At 30.3% G+C, this 13960-nt stretch carries 18 protein-coding genes; 11 read left to right on the top strand and 7 right to left on the bottom strand.

Going from position 1 to position 13960, the window contains the following annotated elements:
* The first annotated feature begins 113 nt into the window (after positions 1–113).
* Positions 114–428 (top strand): DUF4829 domain-containing protein, encoded by a 315-nt coding sequence (locus tag CLJU_RS15255; RefSeq protein WP_013239730.1) that lies wholly within the window; start codon positions 114–116, stop codon positions 426–428.
* Between the two features lie 76 nt (positions 429–504).
* On the opposite strand, the gene CLJU_RS15250 is transcribed toward CLJU_RS15255, so the two are convergent.
* Positions 505–726: a DUF6485 family protein gene (locus tag CLJU_RS15250; RefSeq protein ID WP_013239729.1), complete on the bottom strand. Its 222-nt coding sequence runs from the start codon at positions 724–726 to the stop codon at positions 505–507.
* An 893-nt stretch (positions 727–1619) separates the two neighbouring features.
* Between CLJU_RS15250 and CLJU_RS23180 the strand changes: the two genes are divergently transcribed.
* The 3 genes from CLJU_RS23180 to CLJU_RS15240 all read left to right on the top strand — a co-directional run bounded on the left by CLJU_RS23180 (position 1620) and on the right by CLJU_RS15240 (position 2982).
* A complete protein-coding gene (locus CLJU_RS23180) occupies positions 1620–1754 on the top strand; it encodes a hypothetical protein (protein WP_013239728.1) in 135 nt (44 codons plus the stop codon).
* A gap of 128 nt (positions 1755–1882) precedes the next feature.
* The gene (locus CLJU_RS15245) at positions 1883–2344 is read left to right on the top strand and encodes a DUF4829 domain-containing protein (protein ID WP_013239727.1); all 462 of its coding nucleotides are present in this window, start codon (positions 1883–1885) and stop codon (positions 2342–2344) included.
* Positions 2345–2580: 236 nt separating this feature from the next.
* Positions 2581–2982: a hypothetical protein gene (locus tag CLJU_RS15240; protein WP_013239726.1), complete on the top strand. Its 402-nt coding sequence runs from the start codon at positions 2581–2583 to the stop codon at positions 2980–2982.
* A gap of 34 nt (positions 2983–3016) precedes the next feature.
* On the opposite strand, the gene CLJU_RS15235 is transcribed toward CLJU_RS15240, so the two are convergent.
* Complete coding sequence (locus CLJU_RS15235; protein ID WP_406541128.1) at positions 3017–3550, bottom strand: amidase domain-containing protein; 534 nt, start codon at positions 3548–3550, stop codon at positions 3017–3019.
* A 198-nt stretch (positions 3551–3748) separates the two neighbouring features.
* Here CLJU_RS15235 and CLJU_RS15230 point away from each other — a divergent pair, with 198 nt between their 5' ends.
* Positions 3749–4618, top strand: coding sequence for a PhzF family phenazine biosynthesis protein (locus CLJU_RS15230; RefSeq protein WP_013239724.1), 870 nt, complete (start codon positions 3749–3751; stop codon positions 4616–4618).
* 204 nt (positions 4619–4822) lie between these two features.
* On the opposite strand, the gene CLJU_RS15225 is transcribed toward CLJU_RS15230, so the two are convergent.
* The gene (locus CLJU_RS15225) at positions 4823–5674 is read right to left on the bottom strand and encodes a LysR family transcriptional regulator (protein WP_013239723.1); all 852 of its coding nucleotides are present in this window, start codon (positions 5672–5674) and stop codon (positions 4823–4825) included.
* 182 nt (positions 5675–5856) lie between these two features.
* Here CLJU_RS15225 and CLJU_RS15220 point away from each other — a divergent pair, with 182 nt between their 5' ends.
* Entirely contained in the window at positions 5857–7227 is a 1371-nt protein-coding gene (locus CLJU_RS15220; protein WP_242825735.1) for an MFS transporter, read from the top strand.
* Positions 7228–7381: 154 nt separating this feature from the next.
* On the opposite strand, the gene CLJU_RS15215 is transcribed toward CLJU_RS15220, so the two are convergent.
* Positions 7382–7564, bottom strand: a complete 183-nt coding sequence (locus CLJU_RS15215) for a hypothetical protein (protein WP_013239721.1) — start codon at positions 7562–7564, stop codon at positions 7382–7384.
* Between the two features lie 222 nt (positions 7565–7786).
* Positions 7787–8143 carry an MBL fold metallo-hydrolase gene (locus tag CLJU_RS15210; RefSeq protein WP_013239720.1) on the bottom strand — a complete coding sequence of 119 codons (357 nt, stop codon included), beginning with the start codon at positions 8141–8143 and terminating at the stop codon, positions 7787–7789.
* 480 nt (positions 8144–8623) lie between these two features.
* Between CLJU_RS15210 and CLJU_RS15205 the strand changes: the two genes are divergently transcribed.
* The 3 genes from CLJU_RS15205 to CLJU_RS15195 all read left to right on the top strand — a co-directional run bounded on the left by CLJU_RS15205 (position 8624) and on the right by CLJU_RS15195 (position 9944).
* On the top strand, positions 8624–8851 hold the full coding sequence (locus CLJU_RS15205) for a hypothetical protein (RefSeq protein ID WP_013239719.1): 228 nt from the start codon (positions 8624–8626) through the stop codon (positions 8849–8851).
* Positions 8852–8865: 14 nt separating this feature from the next.
* Positions 8866–9054, top strand: a complete 189-nt coding sequence (locus CLJU_RS15200) for a hypothetical protein (RefSeq protein WP_041705167.1) — start codon at positions 8866–8868, stop codon at positions 9052–9054.
* Positions 9055–9131: 77 nt separating this feature from the next.
* Positions 9132–9944, top strand: a complete 813-nt coding sequence (locus CLJU_RS15195) for an alpha/beta fold hydrolase (RefSeq protein WP_013239718.1) — start codon at positions 9132–9134, stop codon at positions 9942–9944.
* 103 nt (positions 9945–10047) lie between these two features.
* Here CLJU_RS15195 and CLJU_RS15190 read toward each other — a convergent pair whose 3' ends face one another.
* On the bottom strand, positions 10048–10254 hold the full coding sequence (locus CLJU_RS15190) for a hypothetical protein (protein ID WP_013239717.1): 207 nt from the start codon (positions 10252–10254) through the stop codon (positions 10048–10050).
* Between the two features lie 390 nt (positions 10255–10644).
* On the opposite strand from CLJU_RS15190, the gene CLJU_RS15185 reads away from it, so the two are divergent.
* Both CLJU_RS15185 and CLJU_RS15180 read left to right on the top strand, forming a co-directional pair.
* Positions 10645–11226, top strand: a complete 582-nt coding sequence (locus CLJU_RS15185; protein ID WP_013239716.1) for a hypothetical protein — start codon at positions 10645–10647, stop codon at positions 11224–11226.
* Between the two features lie 246 nt (positions 11227–11472).
* Entirely contained in the window at positions 11473–12105 is a 633-nt protein-coding gene (locus CLJU_RS15180; protein WP_013239715.1) for a flavodoxin family protein, read from the top strand.
* 188 nt (positions 12106–12293) lie between these two features.
* Here the strand turns inward: CLJU_RS15180 and CLJU_RS15175 are convergent, their stop codons facing one another.
* The gene (locus CLJU_RS15175) at positions 12294–13859 is read right to left on the bottom strand and encodes a PucR family transcriptional regulator (protein WP_013239714.1); all 1566 of its coding nucleotides are present in this window, start codon (positions 13857–13859) and stop codon (positions 12294–12296) included.
* Positions 13860–13960 lie beyond the last annotated feature (101 nt).

Genomic DNA, 13960 nt, shown 5'->3' with positions numbered 1-13960 from the left:
GCCATATAAGTTTTTACTGTGACTCTTATAACCTTTTTAGCATGAAATATTTCGAAAATATGATAATATTAACTCATAGGATTGGTATATGAAAGATTTTATGGGGGTGTAAAATGAAAAAGATAGCATTGGTAATCTTATCTTTGTTTATCATACTTACTGGTTGCTCTACAACAAAAACACAACAGATTAGTTCGCAAAAACAAGCATTAGACTCACAGCGGTTATTGCAACCTAAGCAAGTAGTGGAAAATTATTTTAAGTATCTTAATGAGAAGAATAAAAAGGCTTTGTTTACAACAATAACCGAATGGCAGAAGGCGCCAAATGTGGAATGGGGATTTGATATTCGTGAATATATTAAGCTTATTTCTGTCAACGAAGAAACGAATCCTGTCTTTAAAGTTGTTTCCCAAAAACTTAAGTAAAGAATATTTTATAATTATTAAAAAATTTCTAATTCGTGCTAAATAGAAATTTATATTGAATAACTAATGGTATTAATTATTTCTTGTTATTGAGAATAAGTTTTGCAAAAGCTTCATATGATGAGTCATCAATTACTGTTACATCCCTTAGTTCTTCAGAAGCAGCCCTAAAAAAACATGATGGGAGTGCACCATCATTTAGACAAATTTTAATGCAGAGATTACAACCTTGATCATGATTACGTGGGTTAAACTTACAACTATAATTTTTACATGTACAAAAATCAGTATTAGCCATAAAAAGTTCCTCCTTAAATGAGCAGCACGAATTAGTTAAGTATCAAAAAAAAGTATAATAAATTAGAAATGATTACTCAATTATATAACAATAAGTTGTCACTTTTTTTTCATAAAAGGTATTTAAAATACTATATCAGATGTATAAATACTAACTATAATATTATAAACTGGTTATTATACAATGAAATTATATAAATGAATTTTAATTCTCACAGCAATGTAATATTTTTATGAATAAATTTGCAAATCGGTGTTTTTACGTAGATGAAAATATGATTAAACAAAGATAAGAACTGGTTAAAGCTGGTGCTTATTCTTATATTATTTACAGGATATTCAAAAAATAAATAAATAATTTACTTGTATGACATTAAATCGTAACAAATACCGTATATACTTATAAGTGTCCTAAGGAAATAGCCTTAGCGGAAATGAAAATAATGAATTTACATATATGAAAGAAAAGTGAAGGTAATTATCATCCTCGTGTCTGTAGTTGCAGGGCACGTTAAACTTAAGTGCAACTGCCACAAGAAAGTATATAAATTAGATCCCCAATTATTTGTAGAATAGGCATCCGTCATCTAGGATGTCTATTTTGCTATAAAAGTGAAAATATTAAGAATCAGGGACTTAGTTATATATTGTTTGTAGGAAGTTTTATTAATATTTTAGTTTATTTAAGTTATATGGTATTAGTATTATTTAGAAATAGTTAGTATAATTTTTATAGGAGGTGTACTTTTATGTCAAAGTATAAGGGATCTTATAAGTGAAGCTCAAATACATATAGATGATAATGAAATTGCTAAGGCCCAAAGAATACTAATAAGGGAAACAGGATCAGAAGAATTAAGGTTTTCATGGTGGAAATATGAAGGTGAGAAACCGATGTTTATTCCTAGACCACTAGATTTACTAGAAGAGCAATGGGTTGAATTATTTTATGAAGCAGTAAAAAATAAAGTAGTTACTCAAAAATTTATTAAAGGAATCATAAAGGTTTTAGCTAAAGGATTAGAATAATTTTATTGGTTGAAATAGATTGAGAGTTTTGGAGAAATTCAGGGCTCTTTTTTAATACAAAACATTTCAAAAATATGATAATATTAGCTTATGAAATTGGTATATGGAAGATTTTATGGGGGTGGAAAATGAAAAAAATAATGTTGGTAATTTTATGCTTTGTGATTGTAATTACTGGCTGCTTCATAACAAAAAGGAAAGTTTCAAATCCAGATAAGCAGTCGATAGACCCTGCTCAACAGGTAGTAGAAAATTATTTTAAATATCTTAATGGAAAAGATTTAAAAGAAATTAATTCAACACAAGTACAGAAATGGAAAGACATAGATAAAAATCTTAAACATGTTAAACTTGATAGTATATCTGAAGATAAAAGACCATCACAAAAGGAGGCTTATATGAAGTATGGCCGTGGTACAATAACTCATGCAAAAGCTGAAAACATAAAAGTTTATAAGGTTGAGTACACAGTTAAATATAAAAAAGATGGAATTGGCCCTGAAGATAGTGGAAAAGATATTAAATGGTGTACTCTTATTAGAAAAGACAGGAATTCACCATGGTTAATTGATGAAATTGGAGAGGGATAATTGATATTTTATTTGCCTGTCCCATTTCTAAGAAATACATTAATACAACCAATTGAATTCTTTTTAAGAGTCAATATGACTTTCATGGATATATTTCAGTTGCTACTTGGGTATATAGTTATTACGAGTTTATATAAGGTGTCGGAAGAATAGATTTAACTAATCTTATGTCGTAATTTTCTAAAAATATAGCATAAGTTCAGGTTATTATTGGATAAACTTTATGGGGGTGGAAAATGAAAATAGCAAAGCTTATGTTAATTTCGTTAGCTGGTGTGTTAGATATGCTTTTAATTGCTGCTCAAATATTAATAACAACCACGAACTTTAAATGGTCACCTTGGTATGACCCCGAAAATGGTATGGGAATATTTATATTGACATTTCAACTAAAAACAATTGTAATTGTTTTATCAATTTTGTGTATAAACCTTCTTATAAAAGAGACAAGGTTAAATATTAAAATGCTTTTTATAATCTCAGTAAACCATATTGTATTACTTTTTAGTTTTAGTTTATTAGATGTAAGTTGGATACTATTTAATATGGTTCTTATAGGAATTATAGTAGTATCTATTACACTTATAATTAAAATACTCTGTAATACTATAAGAGGTTTTAATGAAATAATAATTTAAGGGAAGCTGAGCCTCCCTTTTTCTCAGCTATACTTTAAATGCTTATTTTCAAAAAATGCATTTTATATGCTGGCCATGAACTTTGGTAGGGTATGTTCAAAGCCTCAAAAGAATGATGAGATATTAGTGGCTTATTGTGTAAGAGTGATGTAACTATTGTAGAATGGAAAACAAAGCCTTTGTTATCTTCAAAAAATATAAGATCCCCTGGTTTAAGCAAAGAAACATTTTGAACTTCTAAACCTTTAGCACCGGGTAAGTGTGACGCCTGATTTATTTTCAAGTACCAGTAAAGAGAATTTGCTACTGCCCAAGATATAGACCAAGTATCTCTATTTATATTTATGCTACTATGTCTATACCACCAAGGGTTTCTAGTGCTATAATTCATAGGTGCACCACCGGCGTGTAAACATTGAGAAACAAAGTTAGCACAATCACCACTAGTGTTATTATTTGTTAGAGGAAAATATCTATAAGCAGGATTAGGTTTAAGTGCATATATAATGGCGTATTTTACAGCATTAGCCTTGGAATATTGATTTTGTCTAAATGAGTCCATATTAATCTCCATAAAATTATTTATAATTATATTTTATGTAGTAATAGAATATTTTTGTGTACTGAGACGTTAAGAGTTTGGGATATATCCAAGGCTCTTTTAATACGAAATATTTGAAAAATATGATAATATTAACTCATGGAATTAGTATAACGAAAGTTTCAAATAAAAAATCTATACAAAAATTTTAAGGAGAAATGTTTTATGAACGTAAAAGCTTATACATTAAATTCATTTGCAAAATGCATAGAGGGAGGGAACCCTGCTGGAGTTGTTATTAATGCAGACGATCTATCAGAATATGACATGAAAAAGGTTGCAGGTATAATTGGCTTTAGTGAGACTGCTTTTGTCATGAAATCAGACTTGGCAGATTTTAAGGTGAGATTTTTTACACCTAATGAAGAAGTTGATATTTGTGGTCATGCCACGATAGCAACCTTTAGCACACTCTTAAGCCAAGGACGCATTGAACCAGGTAAATACTCTCAAGAAACTAAGGCCGGAGTTTTAAACGTGGAATTAAAGGAAGATTTATCAATTATGATGAGCCAAAATACCCCAAGCTATTATGAAACAATATGTAAACAAGAAATTGCAGAGTCGCTGAACATTACTACAGCTGAAATAAGTGACGAGCTACCAATACAAATCGTATCTACAGGCCTTAGGGATATACTTATACCTATTAAAAATATAGATATGGTAAATGCTATAAAACCAAATTTTGAAATGGTATCAAAAATTAGCAGTAAATATAATACAATTGGTTATCATATTTTTACGCTTGAATCACTTAACGGCTCAAATGCCTATTGTAGGAATCTGGCACCTCTATATGGAATTCCTGAGGAATCTGCAACTGGCACATCCAATGGTGCACTTGCATGTTATCTATTTAAATATGGTAAAATTAAATCTGACCATACTAATCGTATAGTTATTGAGCAAGGTTATTCAATGGGTAAACCTTCAGAGATAATTGTTTCTTTGGTAACTAAAGGCAAAGAAATTATTGAAGTTAAGGTTGGTGGAAAAGCATTAAATTTGTCTGAAATAGAGGTTGAAATATAATATCTAAGCTAAAAATCACTAATAAAATACAAAGAATAAGAAGAAAATAAATTGATAGCTTCCACATTCTTCTTATTCAATGAAGTGATTGAAAAAATGAACGATTTACCTACTATATTATACTTGTGAAAGTTGAATTAAAAAAGGTTATAAGAGAATATGATAATTTGTATTACTTCACAGAATTATATATCTTGAAGTTCATCATAACATTGATAAAAAATTTTGTATTTGGTGATTATTAGTTCTATAGACAAAATAACTATTGATTTGAGGTGTATCAAAATCAATTAATGGTATGGAAATCAAGGAATCATTTTCTATATAGGATTTTACGATGCTTTTGGGGAGAAAACTATAACCAAAACCATCAAGTAAATATTGCACGAGTTTTGTACTGTTGTCAATCTCAAAGAGAAATTGATAATAATTAGGAAATAATGAACGTATAAATTGTCCAGTTCCTTGTAATGCAAGGTCACACATGAGATAATGTATTTTGGGTAGATTATTTTTATAGATACCATTTATAAAGAAATTATTTTTAGGATTGGTAACGAGAATCAGCTCATCAGAGACAAATGGGATACATTGATACCCAGACTTTTTATAATATATATATGAAAAAACAATATCCAGTAGTTGGTTTTCTAACAGCTGCAGTAAGTCTTGTGAATGATCAAGCACTACTTTGACTGAAGTGTCATGATTGGAAGTTAGAAAAGAACTGATAATAGGATATAAATGACATTCATAAATAGTATTGCTACTTCCAATTCGAAGTGTGTGTTTAAAAAAATCCCCCTGATTCATTTCTTGCATAGCGTTTTCTTCTAATTTTAAAATTTGCTTTGCATAACTCTTAAAAAGAATACCTTCTCCAGTTAGTTCTATATGCTTTTTATCCCGGATAAATAATTTCTTACCAATTTCTTTTTCCAATTCAGCAATACGGTTTGTGACAGTTGATTGTGCTACAAATAAATTTTCAGCTGTAATTGAAAAATTTTTTAATTTTGAAAGTAAAAGAAAGGTTTGTAAAGTCTGTGTGTCCATATTAAAACTCCTTTAACTATTCGATAAACGAATTAATAGTATCGATAAGATTTATTTAACAAATAATAGCATGTGTATTATAATAAGTCAAGATAATGAACTAGAGGAAAAGGAGTTTTGTTGAAATGAATGAAATTGATGAAGGCAAATATAAAAAATGGATGATCTTTGCAGTGACTAGTATGGCGAATCTAGTTGTATCATTTTCTATAAATAGTTTGAACCTTGCCCTTCCAACATTGACAAAAGAATTTGATGTGAGTCAGAATAGCATTAGCTGGTTAGCACTAGTATACTCACTAATACCATGTTGTACTCTTTTGATTTTTGGGAGGACGGCAGAACTTTACGGGTATAAACGACAGTTTAAAATTGGTTTTTTATTTTTTGGGGCAGTATGTATTTCAGCACCATTATTGTCAGTAAACTTAGAGGTGCTGATTTTTTTTCGCTGCTTACAGGGAATCGGATATAGTATTATGATTTCTATTACACAGGCAATTGTTAGCCGAACTTTTGATTCAAAGGAACGTGGTAAAGCTCTCGGCATCAATTCTGTATTTATTTCCATAGGAATGGCTGCAGGTCCTACAATTGGCGGCTTTTTATTGACTCATTCCTCGTGGCATGCTATTTTCTATTTTAATGTGCCATTTTGTATTTTGGGCTTTGTTGCAACCTGCCTTGTTATGCCAGATGACAGGACAGAAGTTTCTGAATGCAAAAGTATGGACTGGCTTGGTGCCATTTTATTTTCAATGTCAATAGGTGCCTTTTCGGTAGGACTTAACTTTAGCATTAAATGGGGATGGAAATCAGTTTCTTTTCTAGGATGTATGCTTTTCAGCGTTCTTGCATTATATATATTTATCATGCGTGAAAAACATACAGAATCACCGTTAATGTCTCTGCATCTATTTAAAAGTAGAACATTTTGCATGGCAAATGTTGTATGTATGCTTTCCTATCTTGTACAACAATTAATCACATATCTAGTTCCATTTTATTTAGTGGACATACTGTTATTGTCATCGGATCAGTCAGGACTGATTATGCTGGCATCTCCTATTATGATGATGGTGATGTCGCCAGTTGGAGGTAGTATGTCTGATAAACATGGAACACGTTTACCATCTGGTATTGGATTGATTTTCATATGTGTAAGTTGTCTGTTTATGAGTTTATTAAAAAAGTCTTCCAATTATACTGTAGTGATATTTACATTAATTGCTATGGGAATCGGAAATGGCTTGAGTGTTTCTTCCATCAATGCAGCCATTTTAAATTCAGTTCCTAGGAAACATGCCGGTGTTGCTTCTGGAATGTTAGCAACCATGCGTAACCTTGGACAGACGCTAGGGGTTGCGTCTAGTAGTGTTATTTTAACGTCTCGTCAGATAGTTTATAATAAAAACACAAATTTGAGTGTGAAGGATATCTATCTGTTTGCACAGAGGGATACTTATTATTTTGGAATTCTTATTTTAATAGTGGCACTTGTTTTTGTCTTTTTACTTCCTCGTTCCATTACAGATAAAAGTGATATGGTTTAAAAGTTTTAGAATAAGATTTATGTCGGAACATTCTTATTTAATGAGAGATAATACAAACTAATAAACAGGAAGCTGCAAATATTAGTAAAGAGCTTTTAACGGATTATCGTCAAAAGCTCTTTGTAAAGTTTATTGCCGTTTGTTGATCTATACACTACTTATTGGATTCGATGATTTCCCATGCCTTTGCCACTGCACCCAGTGCGTTCTGTAAAAATAGCTGTTCATCAGGGCAGTCTTTTCTCTGTTGAATTTCATGTTGGCAAAGATTAATTTGCTGGTTTGCTACTTGGAGTTGTTGCCCAACTTGCTGTTTCCATGTGGAATTATTATTCATAATTACACCTCCTAATATTTTAAGATATAGATATCTTGCTCTATTTAAGAAGATGTTATTCCTATTTAACATAACAAATATTAGCTAAAAGATTGGAAACTTTGGGTTCTCAACCATGGTAAAGCATAATCAAATATGACTACTAGAATATAAAATTATATTGAAAAGCAAGTATAAAGTGGTAAATTTCAATATATTTACTCTGTCTTTTACAGTTTGTAATTACATCCAAATAACAAAATCTTTGTACTTAAAAGTACCACTGCCATAATGCAATTTACCTTCCGATTCTAGCTGTCTAAAGGCATTGTGCATTCTAATGAGTATTTCTGGATGTATATTCAAACGATGTGCTGGGAAAACCTTTTTTAAATGAATATGAGTTGCCACATCAGTTACTGGCTTATCAGTTAGTTTTATAGCTTCATCATAAATATTGCAAATGCCAAGGCCATTATCAATCAATAGGCTCCTTTCAGTACCATTTAAAAGATAGGCATGTGTTTCCTCCCAATGTCGGTATTCGCTAATGATATGTGTATCCTTATCAATATGATCTATTGTAAACCAATTATCCATTTAACTTGTCCCTTCTATTTTATTTATTGTTAAATAATAATACATATATATAACAACTACAGATTATTTTTATATTATTTACAGGATATTTAAAAAATAAATAAATAATTTACTTGTATGACATTAAATCGTAACAAATACCGTATATACTTATAAGTGTCCTAAGGAAATAGCCTTAGCGAAAATGAAAATAATGCATTTACATATATGAAAAAAAATAGAGGTAATATCCTCATCGCGTCTGTAGTTGCAGGGCACACTAAACTTAAGTGCAACTGCCACAAGAAAGTATATAAATTAGATCCCCAATTATTATTGTAGAATAAGCATCTGTCATCTAGGATGCTTATTTTGCATAATAAAAAAGATTTTCTTAATGATACCCTAAAAAGTGATGCGTGTTTCGTATATATATATATGAAAATACATAGGAAATAACCTTAATAAAAATAAAAACAATTATTTGAAAGGGTGAGTAAGGTGTATAATTTTCCTAATTCTATCATAACTTATACTGCAAATAAATTAGAAGATATAGAAAATAAAGTAGAAGAAATAAAACTGGAACATAACAAATTAAATAGAGATTGTGTAATTGAAGTAATATCTGAACCTAATCATGAAATGATTACTTTTGATGGACATACAAATATATCATTTGAGCTTTCAATATATATTAGACATTTAACATATGTTTCGAATATATAATTAGGGGTGATAAAATGAGAGTATATCCAATTATCAAATCTAATGATGAATTTTATAGGAATTTAAATAGTGGATATGAAAATAGACATAAAAGAAATAATGAGACTGGTATTTTGTTTTATGAAATGCTAGAAAAACATATATTAGAAAATACATATGAAAAAATGGAAAATGCGAAAAAAGTAATAGAAAGTTTATATTAAGTTAAACTAGATGCTCACAAGATTATATTTGCCGGAATAATATATAGGGGTAAATATTAAATATCGGAGGAATTTTAGTGGGCTATTATGTTGAAGTGGAACCTTGGGTGAAAGTTTATGTGGAGGATATTAATCCTAATGGAAATAAAACCATAGTGTTTTTACATGGTTGGCCTGGAAATCATAATTTATTTGAATATCAATTTAATGTACTTCCTAAACATGGATATAGATGTATTGGCATAGATCAAAGAGGATTTGGTAAATCTGATAAACCATTTATAGGGTATGATTATAATACGCTGGCAGATGATGTTAGAAAAGTGGTGGAAGCTTTAAAACTGAAAAATTTTACGCTAGCAGGTCATTCTACAGGAGGAGCCATTGCTGTTAGGTATATGTCAAGGTATAAAGAATACGGTGTATCAAAACTTATGAACTTTGCAGCAGCAGCTCCTAGTCTTATTAAACGTCCCAATTTTCCATATGGACTTGATAAGAAAACTGTAACTAGTATTATTAATCAAACATATAATGATAGACCCAAAATGTTAAGTGATTTTGGTGATATATTCTTTTTTCAGCATATAACTAAACCTTTTGCTGATTGGTTCTTAAGTTTGGGATTACAGGCAGCAAGTTGGTCAACTATTGCAGTAGCTAATACATGGATACGAGAAGAACTGTTTAATGATTTATCCTCAATAAGTGTTCCAACATTAATATTACATGGAATTCACGATAAAGTTGTACCTTTTGAATTGGGAGAAATACAAAATAAATGTATTAGAAATTCAAAACTCATACCATTTAAATATAGTGGACATGGATTATTTTATGATGAGAAAGATAAATTTAATGAAGAATTAATGAAATTTAATGAAGAATAGAATTTAAAGTTTCTATTAAAATTTTGTATTAGTAGATTTTGATTAGACGCCACCAATTATTAACAAATTGATGGCTTTAATGTTTTGTGTTATGCAATGTTTTTTATGGATGGTAGTTTTTGTATTGACTTAGTCCAGAAGCTATTTTTTCACATTCGTCAAGACAAGTAGAAACTTGGTTTAACTGAGTATTTATTTGATTTTTAATATTAGAATTTTCCACTTCATTTGCAGCCATTTGCAAACCTTGCTGAGCACTTTTCAATGATTCTTTTACTTTATGAATATTATCCCTTGCTTGTGAATTCATATATCAATTCCTCCCTTATCATCTACTTTGATTAATATTATTTACAATATAGAAAATATAATACTAAAATTTTTCACTGAATTCACACTAAGCTATATAGAGTGTTTTACAGATCTTTTTATCTGATGGCTACCTACTGTAACACTCCCACGCACTCTGTGAAAGCGATTATCACTAAATCATAGATTTGGGATACCTGCTTTTCTATCAAAGTGGGAGCTAACAGTAGCTACGCCCCTAGATAATTCATCTAAACTTAGTGGGAGAAACAAATTCCCACTAAGTAAGATTCATTGATATTAAAAATAGAAAACCTACATGAACAAATTAGAAGTTTGATGAATACTTTAAAAGTGGGGCGTTGATATATTTAAAGTGGAGGAAAATGATATGATTAGTGTAAATGATATTGTAGCTATAGGTGGAGTATTAGTTGGTGTAATCGGAGGTATATTTGGGTTAGTACCTTATTTGAATAAAAGAAATATTGATGTAGACAAGGTATTAAACACAACAGAACAAGTTTTAACTGCAACAGAGCCACTTATAAAAATTTCAGAGACTTTACCTGCTTTAAAACCTGCAGGAAGTTTAATAGATTGGATGGAACAAAAAGCAAAAGCAGGTGTAAAAGCGGCTGAACAACTATATCATTCAGGAATGTTAAAAACTGATGAAGACAGATTTAAGGCAGCTCAGAACACGGTATATGCTGCACTTAAGGAAATTAATGTGGAACCTACAATGAATCAAAAAAAGCTTATTAGTGATTTTATCCAAGAGGCAGTAAATGACTTAGGACATGCTATTCCTACAGAAGCTGAAAAAAATGCACAAATTCAAAAGGTTCAGCAAGATTTAGCTGGAGTACAGAAAGAAAATGAAGAGTTGAAACAAAAACTAGCTAATATACAGAATACTGTAACTCCTGTACAAAAGGCTGATACAGCAGCTGGAGGTAACGTATCGTAAACAGAGTTCAATAAGAAATAAAATCTAGAGTAGTGTAAAAGCTATTTTAGGTTTTATTTTTGTATATTAACGGTAATGATTTCTTTGAAAAAGATAAATTCTAGAAAAGGAATTTTTAATTCAATATAGAATACTATTTAATACAAATAACAGATAATGTTATCATCGTAAGTTAAGTGACAGTCACATAAGGATAGCACTTAGTATAGTAACGTACACTTAGTATAAGTAAAGGGGATGGATAATATGATTTTGGGAATTAGTGCAAGCGGAAGAAAAGATGGAATTACCAGCAAGACAGTGAAAGCTATATTGGAAGCAAGTAATTCAGAGTATGAATACATTTCATTGTCAGGCAAGAAAATTAATGGTTGTATTGGATGCACACTCTGCGCCGCCGATAATCAGTGCAAAGTTAAAGATGACTGGAATGAAATAGCAGAAAAAATGTTAATGGCAAATGCAATTGTTTTTGGAGCACCTAATTATGGAGGAACTATAAATGCTCTTGGCCATGCATGCTTGGAAAGAACTTTTTGTTTTCGACACAGAGAAGCTTTTAGTCTATCTGGCAAGATTGGTATAGCGGTTAGCGCTAGTTATAATGAGCAAGGAGCCAGTTTAGTCAATACGATTATAAAAAAATCTATGATGGTTAATAAGATGTCAGTAGTTGGTGCTGTATCCGCTCATGGATATTCTCAATGTTACACATGTGGATTTGGTCACAAATGTAATGCAGGGAATGTGGTTAAGAAATATGGTATTTTGGATAAAATCGAAAAGAAACATCTTCCACCTAGTTTTGAAGAGCAGGAAGATACAATCCTTAAAGCTAATAGTATGGGGAAATTATTGGAGTCTTTAGTGTCTAAGTAAAGAATATAATCAAATAAAAGTGTCATACACTACATTAAAAGATGATCAAATGACGGCTGAACAAAAACAATAGTTAATAGAAAAAATGACAAGTTTAACATCTGAAATAATTTTAATAAAATAATTGAAATATGCAAAATAAGCACTGGTTAAAGCGGGTGCTTATTTTGCATTAGAAGGTTTTAAATCTATTCATTAGTTTTTTTTAGCTGTTCAAGCATGTCCATGATAAGAAATGATAATTGTAATTGAAATATAGTTTGATAGTCTGTAAAGTCTAGTCCTGTTAGTTCCACAATTCGATTAAGCCTATATTTTATTGTATTATAGTGAGTAAATAATGATTTAGCAGTTGGTACAATTTCTAATCTATTGGTAATATATGCTTTTATGGTTTCTAGTAACATGTGGTATTTATCTGATTCTAGTTCTTGCAAAGTCTTTATAGCTGGATGGATCAAAGGTGACAAATCCTTCTGATTGGCATAAGTCAAGAAAACGTGTTGAAGAATAATATCTGAATATTTAATAATGGGTTTAGAAAAATGTAATTTCCAGCCTGTATGCAGTGCTTCACAAGCAGAACGGTAACATTCAGGCAATGAGTAAAGATTGTTAAATACTAAGCTAATACCAGCACGACAATTAAAAGAATTTAATAAATTTTCAAAATTAGTCCATTCAAATTCTGTGAACGGTTCGCTTGATTTATAATCATAAAGAGCTACAAGGTGATTATCGTAATATACAATGTTATCTCGTCCCAGGAAGTTTTGAAGCTTTCGTTTAAATAGAAAAGCTTTATCTTTGTCTTGTAAAAGGTCATTTTTTAGTTCAATAACTATCAATACCAAATTATCATATAATTTTAAATTAAATTGGTGTATGCGTTCATTAATTGCATTACGATCATATAATTTTTCATTTAATAGAGATATTAAAAATGATTCTATTAGGGGAGAACAAGAAGCCTGCTCTGCATGATTATTAGTTAAAAACTGGCAAAGACAATTTCCTATAAGTGTAATAATCTGTTGATCAGTTTCAGATATTGGTTTATTATATGCTAATGTTTTAAGATATCCTACAGGAGTATTATTGTATAAAATACGAAAAACTAATTGATCATGATTTAAAATACCCTTTTCCCATATTAAAAGAGGTTTTTGTGGATACGTTCTTTCATCAGCTAGTCCATCCATCATTACAGAGTTAACATATTCTTCGGTCACATATCCTTTAGATAATGTCCATTCCCATAAAGGTTCATTAATAACGGTGTTACCGCCAGCATGAGCAATAAAACAAAGTGAAACATCTACTAACAAGAGAGGATTCCCTAATAACTCCAGACCTAAATCGAGTACTTCCTGCAAAGTGGAAGTATTTTTATTTAATTGCATAATTTTGAGAGCACATTCAGATACATACATAGCATTATCAAAGTAATCCTGTACTGAGTTAAATAGCATATTAAGGTCTGTACTAGGTTCAACATATATATATTCACATTTAGGAGCTAAAGAATCGTATGCAAAAGTGTCACTATCCTTTATCAGCAAAAATGTTGTTGGCACAGTTGGTGAAATAGATGGTAGTTGAGAAGTCTTACCTATGTAGATACAGTCTGAATGTAAGTCACTTAAGTTGTTATTTAACAAACGAAAAGTACGCACCTCATGATAACATTTACATGTAGAAGCTGGTTTAAATTCTGAAAGAAATTCTAATAAGCTGTTAATTTTTACTGCCATAATAATTCCTCCATAATATAGTCTTTATTAAATTATATAGTAAGTAGTGTAAACAAGCAAGATGATAGGTGTCTAAACATGCAACATTATGAAGTATATTG

This window comes from Clostridium ljungdahlii DSM 13528, assembly GCF_000143685.1.
Classification (GTDB): domain Bacteria; phylum Bacillota; class Clostridia; order Clostridiales; family Clostridiaceae; genus Clostridium_B; species Clostridium_B ljungdahlii.
This window is presented reverse-complemented; position numbering and strand designations above follow the sequence as displayed.